The sequence below is a fragment of the Streptomyces sp. NPDC005151 genome (genome assembly GCF_053599875.1).
Genome location: NZ_JBSFYR010000030.1, coordinates 56,245 through 81,317 on the forward strand (window position 1 = coordinate 56,245; position 25,073 = coordinate 81,317).

The 25,073-nt window shown below is 64.9% G+C and carries 23 protein-coding genes; 15 read left to right on the plus strand and 8 right to left on the minus strand.

The features are described from left to right. Positions 1-16: 16 nt before the first annotated feature. The 4 genes from ACWD6R_RS18285 to ACWD6R_RS18300 all read left to right on the plus strand — a co-directional run bounded on the left by ACWD6R_RS18285 (position 17) and on the right by ACWD6R_RS18300 (position 6,764). Positions 17-1,015: an SEC-C metal-binding domain-containing protein gene (locus ACWD6R_RS18285; RefSeq protein ID WP_451819605.1), complete on the plus strand. Its 999-nt coding sequence runs from the start codon at positions 17-19 to the stop codon at positions 1,013-1,015. Positions 1,016-1,239: 224 nt separating this feature from the next. Beyond that, positions 1,240-2,769: an ATP-binding protein gene (locus ACWD6R_RS18290; protein ID WP_451819606.1), complete on the plus strand. Its 1,530-nt coding sequence runs from the start codon at positions 1,240-1,242 to the stop codon at positions 2,767-2,769. Positions 2,770-2,793: 24 nt separating this feature from the next. After that, positions 2,794-5,712, plus strand: coding sequence for a Z1 domain-containing protein (locus ACWD6R_RS18295; protein WP_451819607.1), 2,919 nt, complete (start codon positions 2,794-2,796; stop codon positions 5,710-5,712). Between the two features lie 74 nt (positions 5,713-5,786). Further along, positions 5,787-6,764, plus strand: coding sequence for a NaeI family type II restriction endonuclease (locus ACWD6R_RS18300; protein WP_451819608.1), 978 nt, complete (start codon positions 5,787-5,789; stop codon positions 6,762-6,764). Between the two features lie 219 nt (positions 6,765-6,983). Here ACWD6R_RS18300 and ACWD6R_RS18305 read toward each other — a convergent pair whose 3' ends face one another. Beyond that, the gene (locus ACWD6R_RS18305; RefSeq protein WP_451819609.1) at positions 6,984-7,163 is read right to left on the minus strand and encodes a hypothetical protein; all 180 of its coding nucleotides are present in this window, start codon (positions 7,161-7,163) and stop codon (positions 6,984-6,986) included. A gap of 107 nt (positions 7,164-7,270) precedes the next feature. Beyond that, positions 7,271-8,032 carry a hypothetical protein gene (locus ACWD6R_RS18310; RefSeq protein WP_451819610.1) on the minus strand — a complete coding sequence of 254 codons (762 nt, stop codon included), beginning with the start codon at positions 8,030-8,032 and terminating at the stop codon, positions 7,271-7,273. 303 nt (positions 8,033-8,335) lie between these two features. On the opposite strand from ACWD6R_RS18310, the gene ACWD6R_RS18315 reads away from it, so the two are divergent. Genes ACWD6R_RS18315 through ACWD6R_RS18330 form a run of 4 tightly spaced genes read left to right on the plus strand, consistent with a single transcriptional unit; the run spans position 8,336 to position 12,795 of the window. Continuing rightward, positions 8,336-9,034 (plus strand): hypothetical protein, encoded by a 699-nt coding sequence (locus ACWD6R_RS18315; RefSeq protein ID WP_451819611.1) that lies wholly within the window; start codon positions 8,336-8,338, stop codon positions 9,032-9,034. A 56-nt stretch (positions 9,035-9,090) separates the two neighbouring features. After that, positions 9,091-10,503 (plus strand): transcriptional regulator, encoded by a 1,413-nt coding sequence (locus tag ACWD6R_RS18320; protein WP_451819612.1) that lies wholly within the window; start codon positions 9,091-9,093, stop codon positions 10,501-10,503. A gap of 2 nt (positions 10,504-10,505) precedes the next feature. Then, complete coding sequence (locus ACWD6R_RS18325; protein ID WP_451819613.1) at positions 10,506-12,347, plus strand: DEAD/DEAH box helicase; 1,842 nt, start codon at positions 10,506-10,508, stop codon at positions 12,345-12,347. After that, entirely contained in the window at positions 12,340-12,795 is a 456-nt protein-coding gene (locus ACWD6R_RS18330; RefSeq protein ID WP_451819629.1) for a very short patch repair endonuclease, read from the plus strand. The genes ACWD6R_RS18325 and ACWD6R_RS18330 overlap by 8 nt, the downstream gene beginning before the upstream one ends. Here the strand turns inward: ACWD6R_RS18330 and ACWD6R_RS18335 are convergent. After that, positions 12,730-13,941, minus strand: coding sequence for a DNA cytosine methyltransferase (locus tag ACWD6R_RS18335; protein WP_451819614.1), 1,212 nt, complete (start codon positions 13,939-13,941; stop codon positions 12,730-12,732). The two genes, ACWD6R_RS18330 and ACWD6R_RS18335, sit on opposite strands and share 66 nt — an antisense overlap. A 161-nt stretch (positions 13,942-14,102) precedes the next feature. Between ACWD6R_RS18335 and ACWD6R_RS18340 the strand changes: the two genes are divergently transcribed. Next, the gene (locus tag ACWD6R_RS18340; RefSeq protein ID WP_451819615.1) at positions 14,103-14,855 is read left to right on the plus strand and encodes an HNH endonuclease; all 753 of its coding nucleotides are present in this window, start codon (positions 14,103-14,105) and stop codon (positions 14,853-14,855) included. A gap of 25 nt (positions 14,856-14,880) precedes the next feature. Here the strand turns inward: ACWD6R_RS18340 and ACWD6R_RS18345 are convergent, their stop codons facing one another. After that, positions 14,881-15,516 (minus strand): ATP-binding protein, encoded by a 636-nt coding sequence (locus ACWD6R_RS18345; RefSeq protein ID WP_451819616.1) that lies wholly within the window; start codon positions 15,514-15,516, stop codon positions 14,881-14,883. A gap of 216 nt (positions 15,517-15,732) precedes the next feature. On the opposite strand from ACWD6R_RS18345, the gene ACWD6R_RS18350 reads away from it, so the two are divergent. The 5 genes from ACWD6R_RS18350 to ACWD6R_RS18370 all read left to right on the plus strand — a co-directional run bounded on the left by ACWD6R_RS18350 (position 15,733) and on the right by ACWD6R_RS18370 (position 19,639). Then, positions 15,733-16,599 (plus strand): helix-turn-helix domain-containing protein, encoded by an 867-nt coding sequence (locus tag ACWD6R_RS18350; RefSeq protein WP_451819630.1) that lies wholly within the window; start codon positions 15,733-15,735, stop codon positions 16,597-16,599. Further along, a complete protein-coding gene (locus tag ACWD6R_RS18355; protein WP_451819617.1) occupies positions 16,580-16,789 on the plus strand; it encodes a DUF397 domain-containing protein in 210 nt (69 codons plus the stop codon). Before ACWD6R_RS18350 ends, ACWD6R_RS18355 begins: the two co-directional genes overlap by 20 nt. Positions 16,790-16,892: 103 nt before the next feature. Then, positions 16,893-18,599 carry a hypothetical protein gene (locus ACWD6R_RS18360; RefSeq protein ID WP_451819618.1) on the plus strand — a complete coding sequence of 569 codons (1,707 nt, stop codon included), beginning with the start codon at positions 16,893-16,895 and terminating at the stop codon, positions 18,597-18,599. After that, the gene (locus tag ACWD6R_RS18365; RefSeq protein ID WP_451819619.1) at positions 18,589-19,110 is read left to right on the plus strand and encodes a hypothetical protein; all 522 of its coding nucleotides are present in this window, start codon (positions 18,589-18,591) and stop codon (positions 19,108-19,110) included. Before ACWD6R_RS18360 ends, ACWD6R_RS18365 begins: the two co-directional genes overlap by 11 nt. Positions 19,111-19,126: 16 nt before the next feature. Further along, the gene (locus ACWD6R_RS18370) at positions 19,127-19,639 is read left to right on the plus strand and encodes a nucleoside deaminase (protein WP_451819620.1); all 513 of its coding nucleotides are present in this window, start codon (positions 19,127-19,129) and stop codon (positions 19,637-19,639) included. Between the two features lie 337 nt (positions 19,640-19,976). Here the strand turns inward: ACWD6R_RS18370 and ACWD6R_RS18375 are convergent, their stop codons facing one another. Then, positions 19,977-20,804 (minus strand): NAD(P)H-binding protein, encoded by an 828-nt coding sequence (locus tag ACWD6R_RS18375; protein ID WP_451819621.1) that lies wholly within the window; start codon positions 20,802-20,804, stop codon positions 19,977-19,979. 70 nt (positions 20,805-20,874) lie between these two features. Here ACWD6R_RS18375 and ACWD6R_RS18380 point away from each other — a divergent pair, with 70 nt between their 5' ends. Further along, on the plus strand, positions 20,875-21,303 hold the full coding sequence (locus ACWD6R_RS18380; protein WP_451819622.1) for a winged helix-turn-helix transcriptional regulator: 429 nt from the start codon (positions 20,875-20,877) through the stop codon (positions 21,301-21,303). 80 nt (positions 21,304-21,383) lie between these two features. Here the strand turns inward: ACWD6R_RS18380 and ACWD6R_RS18385 are convergent, their stop codons facing one another. The 3 genes from ACWD6R_RS18385 to ACWD6R_RS18395 form a co-directional block, all read right to left on the minus strand. Beyond that, on the minus strand, positions 21,384-21,911 hold the full coding sequence (locus ACWD6R_RS18385; RefSeq protein ID WP_451819623.1) for a GNAT family N-acetyltransferase: 528 nt from the start codon (positions 21,909-21,911) through the stop codon (positions 21,384-21,386). A 166-nt stretch (positions 21,912-22,077) separates the two neighbouring features. Further along, entirely contained in the window at positions 22,078-23,262 is a 1,185-nt protein-coding gene (locus ACWD6R_RS18390) for a TIGR03118 family protein (protein ID WP_451819624.1), read from the minus strand. 282 nt (positions 23,263-23,544) lie between these two features. Beyond that, the gene (locus ACWD6R_RS18395) at positions 23,545-24,525 is read right to left on the minus strand and encodes a hypothetical protein (protein WP_451819625.1); all 981 of its coding nucleotides are present in this window, start codon (positions 24,523-24,525) and stop codon (positions 23,545-23,547) included. Between the last annotated feature and the right edge of the window lie 548 nt (positions 24,526-25,073).

The following is a 25,073-nucleotide window of genomic DNA, read 5'->3' on the forward strand; positions in this document are numbered from 1 at the left end:
CAGTACGGTGTGGTTCATGCGCCCCGACACGCCTGCTGACCACATCGCCGAAGCCGAGCGCCTGCTGCGCACCGCGGCGCAGTACCCCGACGACCGGGAGCCGCTGCTCCTGCGCGCCGCGGCCCACCTGGAACTCGCCGACCAGCGCCCCCGCGCCACCACCCTCTACGACGAACTGCTCGCCGCGGATCCTGCCGAACCGTCCCTGATCAAGGCTTTCAAGGCAGCGAATCTCTGGGAGTACGGTCACGAGGCCGAGGCCCGCGCGATCATCGACGGCCTCCGCGCGGCGGGACCGCTCGACGCGGCCCCCTGGAGGATCGCGGCCGAGACCCTCGAATCGCACGACGAGCTGGATTCGGCGCACGACTTCTTCTCGACCGCGCTGACCCTGCTCCTCGCTCCGGGCGAGGAAGTCCCGTACGCCACCCAGTCCCTGCTGTTCGGCCGCCACCGCGTACGGCGTCTGATGGGCCTCGGCCACGACGCCTGGGACGAGCTCGCCGACACCCTCCACAGCGCCACGGTCCCGCTGGACGAGCTCCACGACCCGAAGCGCCTGTGGTCGCTGGGCTCGTCCGACCCGGGCGAGCTCCAGGCCGAGATCATCCGCCTCCGCGCGGAACTGGGCACCTACCGCACGGCGCTGTCCCGCCCGTTCCCGGTGGCGGTCCTGCACTGGACGGCGGCGGAGCTCGACGAGCTCCTCACCGGGTACCCGGCCCTGCGCACCGAGTACCCGTCCCACCCCGAGCACCTGGCCCGCCTGGAGGCCTCTCTCCGCGACCTGCACGCGGCAGGGACCCCGAACCTCGGCATCGTCACCGGCACGGTTCCGTCGTACGAGGCCTTCGCCGCCTCGGAGGCGGCGTCGCCGTCCGACCCGGACCTCCTCCCCCAGTACGCCACCACCCTCGCGGCCCGCGGCCGCGCGGTCCCGTGGCCGCCGGCCCGGAGCGCGGCGTGCTGGTGCGGGTCGGGGCGGGCGTACCGGGAGTGCCACGGGGGCGCGTGAGTGTCTGCCCGAGGGGCGCTGACGCACAGACGTCATTAGATACATCCCAAGGGCCCTGCTTCGGCGGGGCTCTTGGGCGTACGAGCAGGCGGAACGAGGCGCTCTTTCTGCGAGAAGATTCCCTCAATGCCCCACCTTTGCAATATCATCACATTCAATCCACTGATCTCAGGGCCGCGCCTCCCCCACGCAGGTCTCAGCTCTGTGTGCGCGAGGAAGTCTTCATGACGCCCTATCAGCCTTCCGGCGACTGGCAGTACGAGATCCCGACGACCGGCAGCAAGCGACTTCCGCCCGCCGCCCGTTACGTCGAATCGCTGACGCACCAGGGTTACGGCTTCGAGGCGGCCATAGCCGACCTGGTCGACAACTCCATCGACGCGGGCGCCCGCAACGTCGTCATCAGCTTCCTCCGGGACGAGGACCGCCTCGTCAGCCTGCTCGTCGTTGACGACGGATGCGGCATGAACGACGAGGCGCTGGACACCGCGATGACGGTCGGCGGCCGCGAAGGGTACGCCAAGAGCGCACTCGGCCACTTCGGGGCGGGCCTCAAGGCCGCCTCGCTCTCGCACGCCGATTCGCTCACCGTCATCAGCCGGACCAAGCGCAGCCCGTCCACCGGCCGCCGCTGGCTGACAGCCCGCGCCCAGGCCGACTTCACGTGCGACGTCGTCGACCCCCGCTACTGCCAGGACCTCGTCGACCGCTACGACGGAATCGTCGAGTGGCACGGCACGATCGTCCGCTGGGACCACGTCCGGGCCTTCGACACCGTGACGACCGGTCAGGCCGACCGGTTCCTCAATGACGCGATCGAGAAGCTGGAGACCCACCTCGGCCTCTATCTGCACCGCTTCCTGGCCCGTGAGGGCTTCAACGTCGACATCGTCGTCGAGGACGTGCGGACCAAGGAGGAGCTCGACCACCGCGGCGTCGAGCCGCTCGACCCGTTCGGCTACCGGGTGCCGGGCCGGGCCGGCTACCCACGTACGTACACCGCACCGATCGAGGGCGTCGGCGAGCTCGCGCTGACCGCGCACATCTGGCCGCCGAAGTCGCCGCTGGTCAGCTTCCGCGGCATCGGTCCGCTCGCCGAACGCCAGGGCTTCTACATCTACCGCAACGACCGGCTCGTCCAGGCGGGCGGCTGGAACAGCACCCGCAGCGCCGAGGGCCACCTCGCCCTGGCCCGGATCGCCGTCGACCTGCCGACCGAACCGAACGAGGTCTTCAGCCTCACGGTGAAGAAGGACGGCGTGACGGTCACGCCCGCCTTCGCCCGCGGTCTCGAACAGGCCACCGACGACAAGGGCCACACATTCGCCGCGTACCTCCAGGAAGCGGAGACGACGTACCGGGAGGCGGCTCGCCGCTCCACCGAACCGACCCGCAAGGCCGTCATCCCGGCCGGCAAGGGCCTCGACCCGAAGCTGAAGCGGGCCCTGCGGGACGAACTGCCGGAGCTGGACGGCGAGGACCCGATCACCTTCCGCTGGGACGCACTGCCGTCGGAAGTGTTCTTCGAACTCGACCGGGAGGAGCGGGAGGTCAGGCTCAACAAGGAGTACCGGTTGGCCTTCAACGGGGGACGCCGCGGCGGCCTGAACGACGCCCCGGTCGTCAAGAGCATGCTCTACCTCATGGTCAACGAGATCTTCCAGAAGGAACGGGTCCGGGCCGTCCACACCGACAACGTCGCCCTGTGGAACAGCGTCCTGGTGACCGCCGCCCGCTGCGAACTCTCCCGCTGACCCGCTGAAAAGAGCCCTTACGCCATGACCGACGTTGCCGATCACCTCTACAACCTGCACGGCGATGTCCTGGCCGCGATGCGCCGGGGCCCCAAACCCTTCGCCAAGCTGGCCTTCGTCCTGTCCGAGGCCGAGGAACCCACCGACACCGACTTCGGACACTTCCGGGACCGTATCGTCGCCGCGGGCCCCGGCGACGAACTCACCGCGCTCTGGCACCGCACACTGACCACCTGGGACCTCGCGGAACACGTGGACTGGTCGACCGCCGCCGCCCGCACCGACGAGCGCCGCGCGGACACCTACGCCCGCCTCGGCTTCGGACCCGACCTGCGCAAGGCACTCGACCAGGCGGTCCCGGTGTTCAAGGAGCCCGGCGCAACGGTCATCAGCAAGGACTTCACGTCCTGGTACTCGCGCGACGCCGCCGCCGCCCGCTCCTTCTACTGGAACTCGTACGAGCAACTCCTGCGCCGCAAGGGCTGGTCGGACGCGGCCGTCTCCAGCCTCGACGAGGCGAGCCATGCCGTGGTCGAGCGCCTCTCCGACCCCACCCGCACCGAGGCATACGGCGCCCGCGGCCTGGTCGTGGGCTACGTCCAGTCGGGCAAGACCGCCAACTTCACCGGAGTCACGGCAAAAGCCATCGACGCCGGCTACCGCCTGGTCATCGTCCTCGGCGGCACCCTGAACCTCCTCCGGGGCCAGACCCAGCGCCGCCTGGACATGGAACTGATCGGCCAGGAGAACATCCTGCGCGGCGCCGACCCTTCGGACCTGGACGCCCTGGTCGGCATCGACTACCAGGACGACGAGGACTGGCCGGAGAAGTTCGTCAGCCACGGCCACCGGCCTTTCAACATCGAGCGGCTCACCACCCGGGACAACGACTACCGCAGCCTTCTGCAGGGCATCCGCGCCCTGGAGATCGAAAAGCGCGAACCGCACCTCCCGCTGTACGTCCCCGAGAACCTGCACCGCGCGGCCGCTCGCGTCATGGTCGTCAAGAAGAACAAGTCCGTCCTGACGAACCTGGTGAAGGACCTCAAGAAGATCGGTCCGATCCTCCGCGAGATCCCCACCCTGATCATCGACGACGAGTCCGACCAGGCATCCGTGAACACCTCCGACCCGAAGAAGTGGGAGTCGGGCCAGATCGAGCGCACAGCGATCAACGGACTGATCTCCCAGCTCCTGGGCCTGCTCCCGCGTGCCCAGTACGTCGGCTACACCGCTACCCCGTTCGCGAACGTCTTCATCGACCCGAGCGACGGCGAGGACATCTTCCCGCGCGACTTCCTCATCTCCCTGCCACGACCGGTCGGCTACATGGGCGTGCAGGACTTCCACGACCTGAACGGCGAAGGCGCGGCGGAGGAGACTAACGTACGCGGCATATACGAGGACACGGGCGACCGCCTCCAGGAGGCGATAGACGCGTTCGTCCTCACGGGCGCCCTGAAGCTGTACCGCGCCGATCACGGGGTTCCGGCAGGCCCGTTCCGCCACCACACGATGCTGGTGCACGAGTCGGTGAAGATGGACGACCACGCGGATCTCGCCGAGCGCATCAAGACGCTGTGGGACCGCGCCGGATACATGTCCCGCGAGGGACACGCCCGCCTGGAAGCCTTGTTCGGAGCCGACTTCCGGACGTACGCGACCGACGGTCTGCCCACCCCCGATTCGTACGCCGAACTCAGGCCGTACATCTCCCCCACGCTTCAACGCGTGTCGTCGGGCGGGTCCCCCGTCATCGTCGTCAACGGCGACACTGACCGCTACTTCTCCCAGATCGATCTGGACTTCGACCGCACACCGAACGTCTGGAAGATCCTCGTCGGCGGCACGAAACTGTCCCGCGGCTTCACGGTCGAGGGCCTCACGGTCACCTACTACCGCCGCACCACCCGCCAGGCCGACACCCTGATGCAGATGGGCCGCTGGTTCGGCTTCCGCCCCGGCTACCGCGACCTGGTCCGCCTCTACATCGGCCGCGAGGAGCCGCTGACCAAGGCGCAGACGGTCGACCTGTACGAGGCCTTCGAGGCGATCTGCCGCGACGAGGAAACCTTCCGCTCCCAGCTGTCGCGCTACGCGGAACTGGTCGACGGCAAGTCGCAGGTGACCCCGGCCCAGATCCCGCCGCTGGTGTCCCAGCACCTGCCGTGGATCAAGCCGAGCGGCCGCACGAAGATGTTCAATGCGGAGCTGGTGGAGATCCGGTCACCGGGGCAGCCGATCGAACCGGCCTCATACCCCATGGACGCTGCGGCAATCGGCCGCAACACCGAACGCTGGCGGCCGCTTCTCGACTCCTTCGGTACGGTCCCCGTCACCCTTACCAACCCGCCGGACAGTACGAGTTCGCTCACTCGAAGCTTCTCCGCACTCACCGCCAGCGTGCCTCACTCGGAGCTCATGGGAGTGCTGGCCGGGCTTGAATGGGAGCGGCCAGACCTCTTCCGGCCCCACTTGACATACCTCTCGCAGCTCGATGGCAGGCTAGCCAAGGTGGACAACTGGCTGGTCATCGCTCCGCAGCTGTCGCGCGCAGCCCGGATTGAGGCAACCATCCTTGGCTCTTCGCCCTTCTCTCTCGTCCGCCGTGGCCGGCAAGCTGGGAAAACGGCGTTCGGCCGCATCGCCAGCGTCGAGCACCGGGCCGCAGCACTGCGCCTGGCAGACGGAACCGGCATTCCGGGGCTCTCTGTCGGCTCAACCACCGGAGTTGCATTGCTCTACCCGGTCGTGGAGGGCCAGAGTGACGCTGAGACGCACGCCGCCGCGCCCCACGGTGCGGCAGATCCGTCGAAGGTCATCATGGCCTTCACTCTCATTCCGCCAGCATCCGCGATCGGTTCGTCGAAGCGCCTTCTCCGGTTCCAGACCAAGGACTCCCGGCACGCCGGCAGCATTGCGGTGCAGAACACTTCGCCCTGACAGCAACCACTCCCGTCACCTGGGAGTCATGACAGGTACCGCCACGTTCTTGATCTCCCCAGAAGGAGCAGCGAGTGACCCTGTTCGACATGCCAGGACCCGCTTTTGGCGTCTGCGACGACCCTGAACTCATGCTAGTTCACCAGCATTTGATGAAACGTGACCCCGACGGCCAGCGCTTCGCCCGCGTCCTCCGAGACACCATCGACCAGTTACTCGATGGCGAGCACACAGGCCGTTTCGACTGGAATGACCTCCATAAGACAGAGAAGACTCACGCTGGCACCCTCGTGGAGATCAATCTTCTGAGGGAGTTCGGGTTTGATGCCGGCCAGGACATGGATTATCTGATCGAAGGCATCGAGGTCGACTGCAAGTTCTCGCAGAAGGAATTTGGCTGGATGATACCGCCAGAAGCCCTGGACGAGATCTGCCTCGTTGTCTGGGCGGACGACCATAAGGAGCTAGGCCTCTGGAGCGCAGGACTCTTCCGCGCCGATCGCCAGAAGCTAACGATGAGTGGGAAGGTCACCAAGAAGGGCAATCGCGACGGAAAGTTCCGCCTGACCAAGGATCACCACTCCATGGTCACCTGGCTTTGGCACCGAGAGCAGCTGAAAGAGAACCTCCTGCTGCATCTGGATTCCTCTGTGCGATCCAAGATCCTCTCGCCGCGATCCGGGCAAAGGAAGGTCAACGAACTATTCCGACAAGTTCAACGGCGTCGAATCGACCGAAACGTCGTGAGAACCCTTGCCCAACAGTACGACTACATGGCGCGTGTCCGGGATGACAAAGACGGAACGCGTGCCCGTCCCGCTCTGCGACAAAAGGGCATCATCATCACTGGCGACTCGGCGAACCACCGAGCCGTGGCTGAGGCGCTTGGTGGGCCCGTGCCAGAAAAGGGTGAATTCGTAAGCTTCAAGATCGCACGCGCACGGCCTCATCATGGTGACCGTCCATCGGCCGAGCTCGACGGATGCCATTGGGTCGCGGTGGGCGAGAACGAAGATGCTGACACGCCCGCACCGAAGCTTCCGTCGCGCTGAGCGCCTTCTCGCGGGTTCCGCCGAGCGATCGAGGTCGTCCTTCACACAGAGGAAGAGCGGCCAACCTGCCGTTCCCCAACACGGCATTGACATGCAGGCCCGAGCACTGTTCAACGTGCCTCTTCCGACAAAGAGGAGTTAATCCATGGTCGCCCTGGCCGGGCAGGGACCCGTTGATCACGCAATACCGGGACTGGAATCAGAACGTTCAGCAGACGCTCAGTCGGGCGTCCCTGAGGGCATGGTGTCAGCGCTGCCACTGCGAACCACGGTTACGGTGACTGTTTCGATGGTGGACCAGTCGCCGTCCTGGTGAACAGTGGGCTTCAGGTCGGTCTTCCGCTCCACACGGGTCGTGATCTCAGACCAGCTGCTGTGCTGATCAACGGGATTCTCCATGGGCTCTCCCTAAGTACTAGAAGTCAGGCGGAAATGCCTGATGACACCGCCGGATCGGCGGTCAGCGGGGGACCGGGGGTCGATGTGTGATCTAGCCGTGGCCGAAGTCAGTCGCGGATGTCAGCGAGGGTTAGTAATTCTTCGGGCGGTAGGGCAGCGCGCATAACTAGCTCCGCGTACGTGGTGAGCCCGCGAGCGATAAGCGCGAGTGCAATGCGCATGGCGTCCTCTTGGGTGCGCTCACGCCCACCCAAGAGGACAGCTTCGGCAAGATCCCCGCTGCCCGTGGCGTGCAGTTCATCTACGGTCGCGCTGATCTCGTCGGCGGTCATGGTCTTGCTGGCAGACCAGGCGATTCCGAGTACGCTTCGTCGGTTACCGGCGGCGTGCGCAGCGACCAGGGTGCCGAGTGCCTGGTGGACAGTGGTGTTCGCGGCGTTGCGCCGGTCCCCTGCCTGTTGGGGTGCCGCAAGGGTGCCGGAAGGTGCGGTGCAGGCCAAATCATGGATACCGGCATCGGGCGAGGTCGTACGCCTGGATATGTTCGATGCCGCGGACTCGTCTCGGTTCCGCCGCGCAGCGGAGCTGCGGAGTCGCTCCAGTTCGGCAAGGGCGACAGGCACCTCTTCCGGAGCAACTGCCCCACAGAGAGCCTGGTGCATCGCCCTCAGCCGTTTCGCATTTGGTACCCGGCGACCACTCCAGTAGCAGGACAGGCTGCTCAGGGGGACGTTCAGTTGTCGAGCTCGAGCTCCCTGCTTCACGTTGGGGATGATGTTGATCAGGTGGCGGAAGCGATTGACGAACCTTATGCGGTCGGAGCCGCACCCTTCCCAATACGTCTCTCTGACATGGCCGATCGCAGCCACGGATCCCCCTCGCAAGAGTAAGTGTTGAGCAAGAGTCAGTCTTTCCTGAACAGGCGGCTGCAGCGCAACCCGGAATGGAACCTTCCGGCCTTTGGCTTGTTTGCGCAGAGCTGCACCCGCAGGCCCGTGTTTGCGTTTCGCAGATCCACCCTCGGTACATGTTTGCGTTTCGCCGCAAAGATCCGCAGGGGCTTGCCGTGATGCTTGGGCGCGCGTCCAATAGGGGGTGCGGGCGCTGCCTGCAATGGCTGTGCCAGCTCGTTGTTGCCCGAACTCCACTTCCACGAAAGAAAGGTAGGAAGCATGACATTTCAGGAGATTCCGTCGTGGCGGGATACGGGCAGGGGAACGATGGTCCGATGCGCCCTGTGGCTGGTCTCCGAGGTGGGCGTTGGTGAGGTGTTCACGAAGACCGAGCTTCGGGATGCCTTCCCCGAAACGTCGCAGATTGACCGCCGGATGCGGGACCTCAGGGATCGCGGCTGGAGAATCGCCACCAACCGAGAGGATCCAACGCTGACATCAAGCGAGCACCGCTTCGTCGGGATGGGCGCGGAGGTGTGGAAGCCTGGCCAGTCGAAGGCCAAGACGCCGGCGGCAAGCATTACGGCGACGCAGCGGCGTGAGATCTTTGAGGCGGATGAGCACCTGTGCCGAGTCTGCGGTATCACCGCCGGCGAAGTATACGAGGGTGGCGTGGAAACGGCTCAACTGGACATTGCGCGCCGGGATGTCCTGAAGCCCGGCGCGAAGGTAGTAGTGGAGATGGTCACCGAATGCCGCCGCTGCAGGGTCGGTGGGCGCGGCGGCCAAGCCGACCTGGCTGGAATCCTCGGCCGCTTGGGACAGATGAGCCAGATCGAGCGAGATCACTTCTCTCAGTGGATGGCGGCGGACCGCCGGGACTTCAGCATGATGGAGCGTCTCTGGGGCGAGTACCGGACTCTGCCCGCAGAGTCCCGGACGATGGTCCGGGAGGCCTTCAGGTCGGCAAAGCGCTAAGCGGGGTGCCGACGGCGCTGGCGAGTGCGAGACACAGCTGGAGATAGAGGAGAAGTATGAAGATGCTGAAGTTTAGCCTCCCGCCGAAGGCGGCTGAGAACGCTGATTTCATCGCAAGGCGACTCAAGGGGGCTGTTGAGGGAGAAGGGCCACGGGAGACGGTCACCGTGGAGTGGAATGGCCGTCCGCTTCACGTCGGCGTGATCGACATGCCGCTGCGCGACCTTTACTACAATCCCGCGACACATCGGATCAGGGCTCAGCTCGACCACGATCCGGTTCTTTCCGAAACCTTGAAGGCCGACCCTTGGCTGGATGAGAGTCAGGACTACCTGAATCGCCTGCTGATTAGCAAGCCCACCAACCCTGATGAGGCCGACCCTGAATTTGAAAAACTAGTTGCCAGTCTCGGCACGGTCGAACAGCAGGAACCGGGACTGATCACACACGAGGGAATCCTAGTAAACGGAAACACTCGCGCCGCAGCTCTGAGGCAGCTGAAGAAATCATCGATCCGAGTGGGCGTGCTGCCATCCACATTCACGTGGGAGGACATCAACGCAGTCGAGCTCGCCCTTCAGCTCCGGCCGGATGCGCGCAGAGACTACTCATACATCAATCGTCTGATCGCAATGGAAGAGCAGGAGTTGATGGGTCGAGCGGCAGTAGATATTGCTAGAGAATTCCATATTCAATTGAAGACCTTCAAGCAGGAGCGATGGATTCTCGGCGTCATCCGGGAGATGATCGAGCGGAGCCGGACATCCGATGGTGCACAACTGAGCTTCACTGACTTTGAGGGCCACCAAGAGAATTTTAAAGAGCTGCACCGGAACTATACACATTCGGAGGCAACCAGCCAGGAAGTCGCCGAACAGGTCAAGGAGAATCGGATAGCGGCTATCATTCTTGGTTTCGCGAAGACGAAGACGCGTTTGATCGACGGAGAATTTCAACATAATTACCTGCAAAAGACACTTCCCCGGGACTTCAGAAAGCCCATTCCCGAGGCTGATGCTCCAATTTCGATTGCGGGGCTCAGTGTGTCAGTTGCACCTCCGTCAGAATTCGTCGGGCAGGCACGAGCTATCACAGACCGGATCCTGCAGGCCAAGGCTAAAGAATCGGCCCGCCACCTTTCCGCGGAGATCCGCGAGACAGCTCAGCAGGCCGTAACCTCAGCGCACAGAGGAATGAAACGGGCGATTGACGAGGCTGACCGTGATGACCGCTTGACGAAGGTCCAGCAGACGACCGCGGAGCGGCTCGATGACGCCCGCGCAGCTATTGATCAGAGCGTCAGCGACCTGGCTCAGGCATTGGCCAGCAGCAGCCTAGACAAGGAGGGGTTCGATAGCGCGCTGCTGCGGCTCAGGGGCAGCCTCGTGAAGCTGGCTCGGCAGGCGAATCGCGGAATACCCAATCCCGGCGCCGGCATGGCATGGCTCATCAAGGCAAGCGAGGATTAGGCGTGACTGACCCTGCGGAGCCGTCGCTGCGACTCGGTTTCGACGAGACTCGGACCAAGGTCATCTTGAGGACTCAGCCAGAGAGCTACGAGCGACTGGTGCGACTGACTGCACGGTTCAGTAGCGGCAGCCAGCGGGGAGCGCTGGCAGCCGAGGTTGACCTTGAGGACTTCCTCTCTCATCTCACGCTGCTCAACCAGTGGCACGACCCTGCCGGGGTGTCCTTTGCCCTTGACCTGAGGGCATTGGCCGAAGGGTCGGTACGGGACTCGCAGGCGGTCGAATCTCGGCTAGCCGCCGGTAGCCAAGGGCTGGACGTCGTCGCCGAAGTTACTCCCGACGACGTGCTACTGCGGCTAGGTGCTGCGTGGAAAGCACCGTTGACCGAGTTCCAGGTCCGCGATATCGCCAAGCTGCTGTCTCTCACCCACGGGGCGAATTTCAGTGTGCCTGGTGCGGGGAAGACCCGAACGGCGATGGCTGTTTACGCGGCACTCCGTCACGCAGGCAAGGTCAAGCGCCTGCTTGTCGTTAGCCCAAAGTCCGCTTACGAGGCGTGGGAGGAAGAGAGCGGGTCCTGCTTCACGGCGCCGCTAACGGTCCGTGTTTTCGAACGGCGGCCAGACAGCGACGCTGAAGTGCTTCTGGTGAACTACGAACGGCTATACCGGTACCAATCCGAGCTGGCGGACTGGCTGAGTACTGCGCCGACCCTGATGGTGCTAGACGAGGCTCATCGGATGAAGCTCGGCGCCCGGGGCACCTACGGCGCGACTTGCATGGCGCTCGGGCCTCTGGCACATCATCGCCTAATCCTCACAGGTACGCCCGCTCCGAACGGTGCCAAGGATTTGGAGAGTCTGCTCTCCTTCGTATGGCCGGGACACGGCCGCCGGGCTGTCGACAAGGCCGTGGCGGGTGGAGACCTGGCGTACGCGAGCAAAGTCCTCCGTCCACTTTTCACAAGGACGACGAAGAGCGAACTCGGACTTCCTCCCGTAGATGTCCAAGTGCGTTCTGTAGAACTCCCTGATGCCCACCGCAAGCTGTACTCGGCTCTCAAGAAGAAGGCTTCGAACTCAGGCGAGTCCGAGCAAGATGAGTTCATCAGAATGGGCAAGGTACTTGTCTATCTGATGATGGCTAGCACAAGTCCGGCATTGCTAGAGAAGGGATTGGACCGCTACGAGCCGCTGCCTTTCCATATCCCATCACTCAACCACCCGACCGACAGTTCGTTGCGCGATCTCATGCGGAACCTTCCCCGCTACGAAATGTCACCAAAGTATGAGGCTGTCCTTCAGACTGTGTCTGAAAATGCCCGAGCGGGGCGCAAGACTCTGGTGTGGTCGACATTCGTCCGTAACCTCACGACGCTGGGAAGTGCCCTGGCGAGATTCCAGCCGGCGATCGTGCACGGCGGCAGCATCGACCGCGATAAGCAGATCCGCCGATTCCGGCAGGACCCTGGCTGCATGGTGCTGCTGTCGAACCCGGCAACGCTTGGAGAAGGGATCAGCCTCCACCACGTATGCCACGACGCGATCTATGTAGACCGAGACTTTGCAGCCGGCCGATTCTTGCAGAGCTTGGACCGAATTCATCGTCTGGGGCTGCCGGCCGACACGAAGACACGCATCACAATCCTCCTTGCCAAAGGAACGATCGACGATCTCGTTCATAGGCGCCTAGGACATAAACTGGAGTTCATGGGGAGGATCCTGGATGATCCTTCGGTACAGGAGCTGGCTGACCCGGAAGAAGAGGTGGCTCCCTGGGGGATGGATGCCGCTGACCTCCGGGCCCTCCTCGAGCATCTGGGTGCGGCGGCGCAGGATGGATAACGATGGCAACTGGCTTCCCCCGGAAGGCTCGTGGGCCTCATCGGCCGCCCGGCGCCGCAATATGCAGGCCATCCGGAGCCGGGACACCAAGCCGGAAATGTTGATCCGACGGCTCCTGTACGCGCAGGGGTTCCGGTATCGGGTAGCGGCCAAGCCCCTACCCGGGCTTCGTAGGACGGCTGACATTGTCTTCCGTCCTACGAAGCTGGCTGTGTTCATCGACGGCTGCTACTGGCACGGCTGCCCGGAGCACTACGTCTCGCCGAAGACCAATCCCGGTTACTGGTCGGACAAGGTTGCGCGGAACGTGACCCGTGACCGGGACACAGATGAACGCCTCCGTGAAGCGGGATGGACTGTGCTCCGATTCTGGGAGCACGAGTCACCCAACGACTGCGCCCTCACGATCGCTGCTACGGTCAGCCGCCTTCGGGATCACAGGCACTGAGAGATCAGCCAGCTTGAACAACAGCTCGCTGTCGCGTTCCTCAGCCAGGGTTCGCTCCTCCCGAACCGGGGCCACGACGCCGGCTGCGCGAGCCGCCTTGAGAGCAGCGAGGATCTGCTCCCCCACTGCTTGAGCGACCGGCGGAGGGAAGGCGTTTCCCACTTGCCGGTATGCAGCGGTCTTCTTGCCTGTGAACTTCCAGCTCTCCGGGAAGCCCTGGATGATCGCTGCCTGCGTCACCGTGAGCTTAGGTCCCGCCGCAGAAAAGAGATCACGTTCCTGGCTCTTCAGCCGCTGCATGTCTTTTGAGTCATTCGCGACGCCGAGCCCGCACACGCCGAGCAAGGCCCACGCCTTCTTCGCCCGAGTGGGACCGAGGTCAGCGCCGCCATGCTTCTTGGAACCGCCAACAAGCGTGGGCGCAACGCCCTTCGACGCCTGGCGTAGCCACGTCTTGAACACTTCGTCGGCCCGGGGGTCAACGACCTCGTCGTAGCGCTTTGCCATGCTCTTCTTCAGCGCTTCCCCGACCGTGACAAGCCGCCGGTCCTCAGGCTTCGTAGCGGCGAAGAACGGGATGTACTCCCTCTTCATCGCCACCAGAATCGCGCGCGGGCGGAGTTGCGGCACTCCGTAGTTCTTCGCTTCCAGAACTTCCCAATAGCACTTTTCGTAACCCATGAGCTCAAGGCGTTCCAGAAGCTCCTCCCGGTACCCCTGGAATTTCTCCTTCGGCTCCAAGAGTCCCCGGACGTTCTCAATCATCACAGCCTTGGGCTCAAGCTCATCGACGAGGTCGAGCATGGTCGGGAACAGATCTCGCTCGTCGTCCCGCCCCAGCTGCTTTCCCGCGATAGAGAAAGGCGGGCACGGCACACCGCCGGCAAGCAGGTCCAGGTCGCCCGCTTCGAGCTCTAGCTCCAGCCTCAGATCCAGCGGCTTGAGCTGCGTCAGGTCAGCCTGTTTGACCTTACAGCCCTCCCACTCCGCGTTCCCCTCCACGTTCTCCCTGAGAGTGGCTACCGCGTTCGTGTCGATCTCGATCAGCGCAAGGTGCCTGAATAGCGCATTGTGCAGACCCAGTGCCTGCCCACCCGCCCCGGCGCAGATCTCAACCGAGGTGAACTCCCTCTTGGTGCTGGTCATGCACCCTCCTTCCAGACTTGCCCGACTGGCACCGATTGCCACCAGTCATCACAGAGGGTGACAGACCCTACTGACAACACGACCGGCTCCAAGTGTGCGTCACACATCGATACGCTCCGACCGCCCCACACGTGACAGCGAACACTCATACGATATGGCCCATGCCGAGAAGCCCTGCATGGACCCGTGACGAGTTGCTTCTGGCCTGCGCACTCGTTGTCGAGAACGACTGGAATGAGCTCCGCGAGGGTGACTCTCGTGTACTCGACCTCTCCGACCTGCTCCGCTCTCTGCCCATCCACGAAGGTGCTTCGCAGACCATCCCGAAGTTCAGATCCGTCGGCAGCGTCAGCCGCAAGACGTCCGATCTGGCCTCGAACCACCCCTCCTACACCGGCACGCCCACCAAAGGCGGCCGACTGGACAAGGAGGTAATCGCCGCCTTCATCGCCCGGCCCTCCGAGATGCTCCAGGCTGCCACGGCCCTGCGGCAGGGTATCGGCACGGGCGAGCTGCACGAGATCCCAGAAGATCCAGACGAGCTCGACGATGAGGGAAACTCGGCGATCGAAGGCCGCCTCCTCGCCCGCTGGGCTCTCCATCGCGAACGCGACCGCGGTCTTCGGGCTCGCAAGATCGCCTGGGCTGAGAAGTTGGGGCAACCCTTGCAGTGCGAGGTTTGTGCTTTCGATTTCGGCCACTTCTACGGGACCCTCGGTAGGGGCTACATCGAGGTTCACCACCGGCTGCCGCTCCATGTATCTGGGCCCCGCGAGACCAAGCTGGACGATCTGGCGTTCCTGTGCGCTAACTGCCACCGCATGTGCCACAAGAGCCGCTCTGGTGAATCCTGGCGCACCCCTAGCGCCCTGCGGGCCGAAATCGCCCAGCCCAGCCCCAGCCCCAGCTCCTGACCAGACACCGCCCCCGCCCGGGAGATCACGCCGCAGCATCCAGTCCGGCTTCGTAATGCTGCTGCACGCGGTCAAGGACGTCTTCGGGGTCACAGCCCTGGGAGTCCAGCCAGTGGAGCAAATCCACAATCAATGTGGTCACCGACTCCTCGTGCGCCTGCGGATGACTGAGCGGCGCCACGGCGGCTGTCCCTGCCAGCTCACGGTATTCGCCGAGAACCGCGCTGGCGCGCCAGATTCGGACGCGCTCACCGTCGCCCGAGAGAGGCAGCTCACACCAGACCGCCTTCCCCGACGCGGTGACGCGGGTGCCCCAGTCACGCGCCATAGCTGCCAGCAGATGGAGGCCGCGACCGCACTCCGAGGCGCATCCGACCTCGGAAACGGCCGGCACCTTGTAGCTCGTGTCATGGATCTCCACGCGGATCACATCGGCACGAAACTCGAGGATGAGGGTTGCAGCACTTCCTGCACCCACGTGCTTGACCACGTTCGTCGCGAGTTCGGTCACTACGAGCTCAGCCTCACCCACAAGGTCTGCCAGACCCCAAGGGCGCAGCTCAGCCTGCACGGCTCGCCGGAGTCCGCGCATGGCTTCGGGGGACGCCTTGAACGGAAGCACGTATTGGTACGGAGTCTGAGCGTTGCTGCGACTTGCCATGTCGATACACCCTCCTTAGCCACAACAGCACCTAACCCGTCGCGTCCATGCGACTGCACTGCGTAGCGCCTGGATGCGAGTATGGCATCGAGATGTTCCACTGTGTAACTTCTCAAGACTCTCTATCGAGTGAATCTGGTAGTGCAGCAACTCGACGGCGATCTAGCCTCGTTGGGCCGCGGCCGCCAGCTCCCGGCGCCACTGGAAAGGATCCACATGTCAGCGAGGACCACCACCCGCCGACGCCACCTCGGCGCAACGATGCGCAAGCTGCGCGCCCGCAAGGGAATGACCCTGGAGGAAGCCGGCCAGCTCGTCGGCGTATCCAAGGCCACCGTCAGTCGGTACGAAGCCACCGAAGGGCCCGTCAAGTGGCTAGTGATCGACGCCCTCTGCCGTGAATATGGCGCAAGTGACGCAGAACGCAGTGCACTTGTATCCCTGGCCAAAGATTCGAAGCAGCAGGGCTGGTGGAGCTCGTTCGCCGACCACATCCCCGAGACGATGAATCTGATGCTCACCCTCGAAGACGAGGCTGTGCGCGAGGACCACTTCTCCTGTGTGTACGTCCCGGGCCTGCTCCAGACGCGGAGCTACACCACTGCGCTGCAGCAGGCCAATGAGATGCGCCGCTCGCCCGAGGAAATCGAACGCCTCGTGGACATCCGCATGCGGCGCCAGGAGATTCTCGCCCGCCCCAAGGCCCCGCACCTGTGGGCCATCCTCGATGAGTCCGTCATCCGCCGGGTGATGGGCTCCCCCGGGATCATGCGCGAGCAGCTCAGCCATCTGCTCACTGCCAGCGTCTCAGGAAACATCACACTTCAGATCTTGCCCTTCTCCCGCGGTGCACACTGCGCGGCCCTGGGCAGCTTCGTCATCCTTGGCGGCGCCGAGCCCTCGCTGGATGTGGTGTACGTCGACCTTCACGTCGGCTCCGTCTTCATGGAGAAGGATGCGGAACTGGATCGCTACCGACTTGCGTTCGAATACCTGCGCGCACAAGCGTTGGACATCGAAGCGTCACGGGAGTTGATCAGCCGTGCCAAGGAGGACCTGAAGGATGCCAAGGACGAACATTGAGGTTCCGGACTCTGCCTGGTTCAAGTCGTCGTACAGCGGCGGCAACGAGACCGAGTGCGTTGAGGCGGCCTTCGCCGCTGCCGGCACCTCCGTACGCGACAGCAAGCGGCCGCACAAGCACCGTCTCCAGGTGGGCTCTGCGGCCTGGGAGAGCTTCATCGGCGCCGTGCAGAATGGGCAAATCGGCTGACCCACGGAGAGAAAGTGCCCTGCTCTCCGAGCGCATCCTTGGCAACTCCCTCTGCCACTGGCACAGTTGATCGTGAAGATTCAGTTCTCGGGGGGCGTCTGGAGTGGGACACGTACGTCGTCAGGCTGTCCTGGCGTTCTGTTCTCTCTTACTGATCCCGCTCGCTGTCCACCTCCCCGCCGATCGAGCGGATGCCGTCGACGCGACCCAGTTCACGGTCGCCTTCTTCGCAACGCTCCTCACCGGTGAAGCCGTGATCTTCGCGCTCACCTTCTCGGCGGCCAGCTCCTGGCCGTCCCTGCGCGCCATCGACAGCCACATCGCCTTCCGCGAGTGGGTCTTCATCGGCTGGGTCGCCGCGATGTTCACCGCATGTGGGTTGCTGGGCAAGAGCGCGACCAGTCTCACGTACGGCGCACTGCTCTTCATCCTGGCGAACGTCTTCGGTGTCTTCTCGTTCATCCGGCTTTTCGGTCTCGCCAGCATCGGTGGTCGTAATCGGCTCCTTCGCCAGACTCTCGCCGAGGCACTGCCCGGTCCGCGGCCCCAGGTGCTTCTGGACGACCCGGTGGTCGCCGCCTATCTCGGCGCCCTTGACCAGGCCATCAGCACCAACGACCCGACCGGCATCCGCAACCTCGTAGGCCAGCTCGTCGATGCGGACGTCGAACCACGAGGCCGCGACTCTTCCGTCGTCCTGCGCCTGGAGGTCCTTCACCGGCTCGCCCGGGCAGCCCTCGTGCGCGGTGCCGATCCGGTGGTGGTCGTCGGCTGCGCGGAATCCCTGATCAGTTCCGTACTGCGACAGATTCGCGATCTGGCCGACCCGGCAGTGGTGCTCAGTGAGCTCAGCAGATACCTGGGCTGGCTCGGCAACACGGCCCGCCTCATGTCCGTGCGAGGCATCGCCTCCGGCCGGGCGGCCCGCGAACTGGTCGCCATGACAGTCGACAGCCGGCTGCGCATCCTCCTCGCCGTCGACCCCGATCCCAAGCTCTTCCAAAGCCCCGAGGAGGTCGGATCCGTCATAGCGGACCCTGCGGGAATACTGATCTGGGCCCGGGACTTCACCGAGTTCCAGGGGGCTCATCAGGCCAATGGGCTCTACAGCGTGTTCCAGATCCTCACAGGAACCAAGTTCATGGGGAATTACTGGGACGGAGATTCCATGCTCGGCGAGCTGCGCCGGAGGCTCTTCGGCGCAGAAATGCGAGCCGTGGGAGCGGATGCGGACGCAGCCCGTCTACTCTTTGGCAGTGTCGCCGAGTTCGACCGGTTCTGGATGCTGGTCTCCGTGGGCGCCATCGCCACTCTTCGCGATACGCGAGTCCCTCATCCACCCGAGTTGGTCCGCCCCGAGTTCACACCGGACCCGCAACTCCTCGGCGCCTATCTGCGTTCCTTCGGCACGCATCGGTGGTTCGAAACGGCCCGCGAGGCCCATGAGGCGCTCTTGGCACTCGTCAGCCGCGCCGACGGCTCCGACGCTCCCTGGGAGCTCATCCGCGAACGCACTGCGCAACGGGCGTTTCGGACACCGGCACCCCGGGCCGAGCCCAGGGAACGACCCGCTGCCATGGTGCTGGCTATCGCCTGCCGGCTCGCGCCCCTCGAACCGGGCGGTTCCGACGCCGAACTACGCGCCTTCCTGGCCGCTCTCCCTACACCCGCGCTGGCGGCAGCCGACGAACTTGCTGCCCGCGTGCTGCCCGGTGCGGCCGAGCAGAGAGAACCGGGAGACGCGGTGGTCAAGGGGTTCCGGGTCATGCAACTCGTCGGCTCACACACTCGGGTGGGACATGGACAGTGAACACTGGCGGAGCCATGCGGAGAGGCTGCTCGAACCCTCCGTGCAGGCAGCGGTCGTGGTCCAGTGCGGTCTCGGTTGGCTGCGACCACCCCAACTGGCCCTGCGGAACGAAATCGACGAAGCTCTCCTGACCGCGCAGCTGCAGCGCGGCGCCGCACTGCAGATCGACAGGCTCGTCCTTCATAATCTGCCGGTCGCGGTGAGTGAGGAGGCCGACTTCCAGGCGGTGACGGCAGCGTTCGAGACATGGCAGTTCAGGCTTGCCACTGCCTGTTCTCTACTGCCCGCACCTGCACCACGCATACACCGCCTCATTATCCGCGGCGACCGGCCAGAGACGCCTCCGGCGGATATGGTCGCGGTACTGAAGGACGGCCAGTGGTCCAATGCGGAGCAGGCGGCAGCTGCCTTGCAGCGCATCGGCACCATAGGGAGCACCACTCCTCTGACCGGGTATGACGTCGACCTGTCAGGGCCGTTCAGCGACAGCGACCCGTCGGTTCACATGTGAGATGAGGGAGATTCTGTTGCCATACACCAAGGAGTCACCAGACGACCGTGCCTTCCTGGAGAAGGCCATTTCGGTGTCACGCCACGCGTTGGACGACGAGGGAAAGACGCCCTTTGGAGCCGTGATCGTAATTGACGGCACGATCGTGGGTACGGGTACGAGCTCCGTGGTGGAACTCCATGACCCGACCGCCCACGCCGAGATGATGGCGCTGCGGGCGGCCGGCAGCGCGCTGCAGAACCACATCATGGAGAACGCTGTCATGTACTCCAGCAGCGAGCCCTGCCCCATGTGCCTCGTCGCGTGTTACTGGGCTCAGATTCCACGTCTCGTCTATGCCGCCACCAGCCACGATGTGGCAGCGAACGGATTCGAAGACCTGCAGTTCTACCGCCAGCTGTCGCTGCCCAACGAACACCGGGGCTTGCTGGAGGAGGTGTCCGTAGATGGCAAGCTACGTGAGAACGCAGCTGAAGCACTGGCGGAATGGGCAAGCCAGCTTCCTTTCACCGTCGTGCCAAAACTCTGACCTTGGTGTACTCCAGCGCCAAGTGTCGACGTGGAGTGCATGAGCCACACCGGTCGCAGTGGGCATAGGAGCTTCCGGCGCGTCCGCACATCGTTTGCCGTGGTCGTCCGGTGAGCCCTGCTGGTCGCAGCCCCCACCGTCGGCCGGGTCAGCCCTCACCGTGGTTGGGCGGCGGGGGCCAGCCGCCTGCCTGCGGAACATGGGAAGTGGCGACAGCCCACAGATCGCGGTCGCGCCGGTCCAGAGCGCTGTCAGTCTTCCGCCCCGCCCTCAACCCGGTTAGGGCCTGCTCTGACTTCGGATCACTGACTGAGCTGATCCGGTTCTTCGAACCGGTCTACGACACCGGGGTTGTTGCCGAGACCGCAGTTGTGTACACCTCCAGCGCGGACTGCGGCTTTCGTCCGAGCAGCTTGCGCAGCATGTTGTGCCCGATACCCGTGCCGTCCAGGAAACCGGCTGCGATCGCCGAGTACGTCCCCACCAGCATCGGCACTTGGAAGGGCAGGGCATTCCCGGCCGCGATGAGCGATTCCCGGGTCTGGGTGAGGGAGCCGGGTGCGTACGAGCCGCCGACCGCGGCTGCCAGTTCGGCCCCGCCCAAGGGCTCCTCGCCGACAAGCTCGTACGTGCGGCTCGCGTGCTGCTGCGGGGCGGTTACCACGCGAGCCGCCACCTCCGCGAGATCATCGCGGGCAACGGCGGCCAGGCGTCCCTCGCCCAGCGGTGCGGCGACCGTTCCGTCGGGGCCCGGGGCGGCGATGGCGGCGAGAAACTCGGCGTACAGGCCATTTCGCAGGATGGTCCACTCCAAGGCGCTTTGCTGGATCCTGCGCTCGGTCCAGCGATGAGCGAGTGCATACGCCAGGTGGTCACCGTCGCCGCTCAGGCTGGTGTAGACGACGTGCCGTACGCCCGCCTTCTCGGCCGCTGATATGGCCGCGTCATGACGGGCGATGACGACGTCGTCCTCGCCGTACCCGGCGGAGATCAGCAGCAACGTGTCCACGCCCGTGAAGTCGAGCGATGCCGGGTCGTCGAAGTCGACGCGGCGCTGGGTCGCGGAGCGGGGTAGACGGGTGCCGAGGACGACGTCGTCGCGTGCCGCCAGCTTTTTGGTGACGAGCTGTCCGAGTGCGCCGGCGGCGCCGGTGATCAGAATCATGGGAAGTCCCTCCTGAGCTGTGTGGTTCCATCCTCAGCAGAGGAGCTCGCTCGCATAAGGAGGCACTTTCATGTCAGCAGGGCACATCACAGTAACCACCCCGGTGATTGCCGAGCCTGTGATCACCTGCGAGACGCCGCAGGACGAGTGCGGTGTCCGGGACGTGCTGGACCGGCTGGGCGACAAGTGGTCCGTCTACGTTGTGGTCGAACTCGCTTCCGGCATTCGCCGTTTCAAGGAGCTCCAGCGCGCCATTCCAGGCAGCATCTCGCAGCGCATGCTCACGCTCACCGTCCGGCGTCTGGAACGCGATGGCCTGGTGAAGCGCACTGTGTACCCCACCATTCCGCCTCAGGTCGAGTACGAGTTGACGGAGATGGGCCACAGTCTCACCTACCTCATCAAGACTCTCGCCGACTGGTCGATCGCACATCGCCCGGCCATCGCCGCTTCCCGCGAGGGCTGGGACGCGGCCCATCCGGACTCAGACGTTCGCTGATCCTCGATCCACCGACCTGACACCTGAAGAAGGAGCGGTCGGCTGCGCACGGTTCCGGACCGTGGGTTGGGCTGCTCGGATTACGGGCGGATCCGGTAGAGCACGTTTCGACGCAGCGGCCCGTCGGGCACGCCGGGGTCGTCGAAGTCGTCGGCGGGGTCGCGGGTCATGCCGATTCGGCGCATCACCGCTTGGGAACGGAGGTTGTTGGTGGTGGTCACCGCAAGGATTTCGGGTAGTTCGAGGGACTCGAAGCCGAAGGCCAGGCCGGCCAGGGCGGCCTCGGTGGCGTAGCCGTGGCCCCAGGCTGATCGGGCGAGCCGCCAGCCGATCTCCACCCCCGTGAAGGGCATGCCCTCATCTACCTGGTCCAGGCCGGTGAAGCCGATGAACTCACCGGTGGCCAGTACTTCGACCGCCCACCATCCGTAACTCCGCTGGTCGAATTCGGCCTGGAAGAGCGCCACCGAGGCATCGCTCTGTTCACGCGTAAGCAGGTCGCCCAAGTGTTCCCGGACCTCGGGATCGGCGTTCATCGCCGCCCAGGGTTCGAGGTCGGAGTCCCGCCAGCGGCGGAGCATGAGGCGATCGGTACGAAGTTCAGACATGCGGCCAAGCCAACATGAATCATGGTCGGTGAGTCGACCCAATTTCCTCGGGACTACCACCGCCACGCAGAGGGGCTTGACTCACGGCGACATGGGCGGTCTGGCGCGGGCCAAGGCGTCGGCCCGGCGCGTGGGGTAGCGCGCCGGGCTCGGGCGGCGGGGGCGGTCAGTCCTCGGCGCGCAGGGTGCCGAGCAGTCCGTGCTCCTCGCCGCCGATTCCTGCGGCGAACCACACGGAGTCCTTGCCACCGGACTTGTCGGTGCCGCGCAGCAGCCCCCACAGCCCGGGGATCTCGATCACGTTGCCCCTGTGGTCCCGCAGCTTGCCCTTGAACTTGCCGCTGTTCGGGTTGAAGACGTTGATGTGGCCGTCCCCGAAATTTCCGACGAGCAGGTCGCCGGAGAACTTGCCGAACTTCTTGGGCGCGAGTTCCAGGCCCCAGGGCGAGTTGAGCACGCCGCGGCTCGCGAAGCGCTTCAGCAGCTTGCCCTCGGTGCTGAACGTGTCGATGAAGCCGTTGTGCTTACCAGGGACATCGTCCTTCTTGTCCTCGTCCTGCTTGGCGTAGGTCACGAAGACGCGCGAGCCGATCTTCTTGACGTCGAACGGCGCGAAGCCGTCGGGGATGTTCGGGTCCTGGAACCGGTCGTCGGGTGGCAGGAGGTTGAAGTCCTTGTCGAAGACGTCGATGCGCGCGTCACGGAAGTTGGCGACAAGCAGCCGCGACCGCTTGTGGTTGCCGGCCGTCTTGCCGCGGTGTGCGTGGGCCCCGCTGCCCTTCTTCTTGGCCGGGATCAGGGTCAGGCCCTTGAAGACGGCGTTCTCGCCGTCGCTGTTCTCGTGCGCGACCCGGACAGCGTTCGTCGGGTTCACCTTCGGGCTCCAGGCGAAGAGGTCGCCGTCCTCGCCCGCGAACAGGAACTGGGCGACACCGCTCTTACCGAAGCCACTGAAGCGGAAGTCGTCGGTGTCGTTGCGCACGACCCCGGTCGGGGCGCCGCCCTCCGGGATCGACACCACCCGGTCCAGGATGTTGACCGGCTTCCTGCGGACGGCGCCCGAGTACGTCGTGGCCTTGTCCGCGCCATTGTCCGAGACCCACACCTCTCCGGTGCGCGCGGCGGCCAAGCCCCAGGGGTTGACCAGGTTCTCGTCGGTCGCTTCCGCCCTGCCGGGGATATCGGAGACGAGATCACGCTCCCGGAAGCCGTGACCGGCCCTGCACGGCGACTCCCCCGACCCGGGCGGTGCCGCGGCGGCGAGGGCGCCGACCGTGCCCAGGGCCAGCACCGCCGCCGTCAGCCGCCTTCGAAGGGGCCGGGGTCGACAGGCCGATACGTGCTGTGGCATTCAGATACTCCTCTACCAGAACCGGACAAACTAGCAAAAGTCATCAGATATGACGGGGCGTCATTTGGCCAGTCGACACACCGGATCGTCACACCCCGGTGGGCGGCTCCCTGCGCGGCACGGGGCGGGCCTGCCTTCGTAGCGCCATCCGGCTTCGTGTACGTCCACCGGGCCCGGTAGACATGCCTCTTCGCCCCCGACAGGAGCTTCCGGCGCGTCCGCACATCGTTTGCCGTGGTCGTTCGGTGAGCCCTGCTGGTCGCAGCCCCGCCGCGGGCGAGGTCAGCCCTCAGCCGGCAGAGCCGCCGACGTCCCGTTGATCTTCGCGAACCGTTCGCGCCACGAAATGTGATCGGCCTCCGGTGCGGGGGCGCCGTAGAAGGTCGTGTACGCGGCGGACTGGCGGCATGGGGCGCATTCCGTCTCGTCTCCCAGGGGGCGGAAAACGTGTTCCTCACCTGGCGTGGAGCAGGTGATCGGGGCGGCGGCCGACGGGAGCTGAGGCAGTGAGGGCAGGGCCGGGTCCGCGGGGAGCTTCTGAACGAGGCGGTAGCGGAGGAAGCCGACCGCCGAGCGCACGCCGCCTTCCGGGCGTTCGGCCAGCAGGGCCTGTCGCAGGTCGGACTCGCTCAGCCCGCGCTCCAGCCACTTGACCGCCTCCACGGCCAGTGCACGGGCCTCGCGCATTCCCAGGTGCAGTTCGCGACGGGTGTGGCGCAGCGAGAGCAGAACCCGTTCCGCGCGTGCCAGTTGGAGGGAATCAGCCGGCCCCGCCGTCGGTTCGGGATCCGGGTCCGGCAGTGGTCCGGCTTCGGAGGGTGGGTGGGGAGTGGTCTTCTCACTGTGGTCTTCTACCGGTTCATAGCCACCGACCCTCCGGGCGGTCGGTTCGCCGACCGTCGGCAACTGCGTACTCGGTGGCAGGGTGGTGGGTGGTGCCCCTCGTAGGTGTTCTGCCTGCTCACTCGTCAGAGGGTTGTTCGCCACCAGTTGCTCGGTGATCCAGCGGCCCCGACCGCCCTGGCTTCGCCACTCGTGTACGTACCCGTGCGCGACCAGCTGTTCTTTCGCCTTCTGGTACGCGCGGCCCTTGATGCCCAGCTTCTGGGCGAGTTCGCTCAGGGGCTTGCAGGGGGTCTCTTCCGGAAGGCCCTGGACGTACAGGAGCAGGATTTTCGCGTCACTGCTCAGACGCGGATGGCGCACGACATCGTGCGATGCCTTCGTGAAGCGCCGGGACGGCGCGATAACATGACGCAGCATTTCCGGTGGTCTCGATCCACTGGTGATGAAGGCCCTCGGTCGGTGTTGGTGCACCGCCGGGGGCCGCTCCATGTGCGCGTGAACACACAGAGCGTGATGGTTTCGTCACCGTACCGCACTCCCGCCATCTCCCACCATGTGAACGGGACTTCACGCCGCACCCTCGGTGCCGGTCAGGCGAACCGGACCGAGCTGTGCCGGTGGTTCGCCGGCGGCACGTCCACCGTGTCCGCGGCTTAACCAACACCACCCCCGGCCCGACTGCATCAAGATGCCGCATCACCGGTTGGGGCGGGTCATGTGTCGCTCGTCGCTGTTGCGCTGCTGGTGAGTCCTGCAGCCGGGCACGTGTGCGGCTCCCCGAGATGATCCGGTGGTCGAGGCCGCCGGAAAAAATCGGGCGAGGGCCGATGAGTTTCTTCGTGATCCGCAGTCAGAAATCATGGATGGTGCGCTGCAGCCGCGAGTTCGGTCGAAGCGTGCACCGACCTGACCTGCTGAGAACCAGATACGAGACACCGAGGAACCTTAGATGCGTACCCTGATCA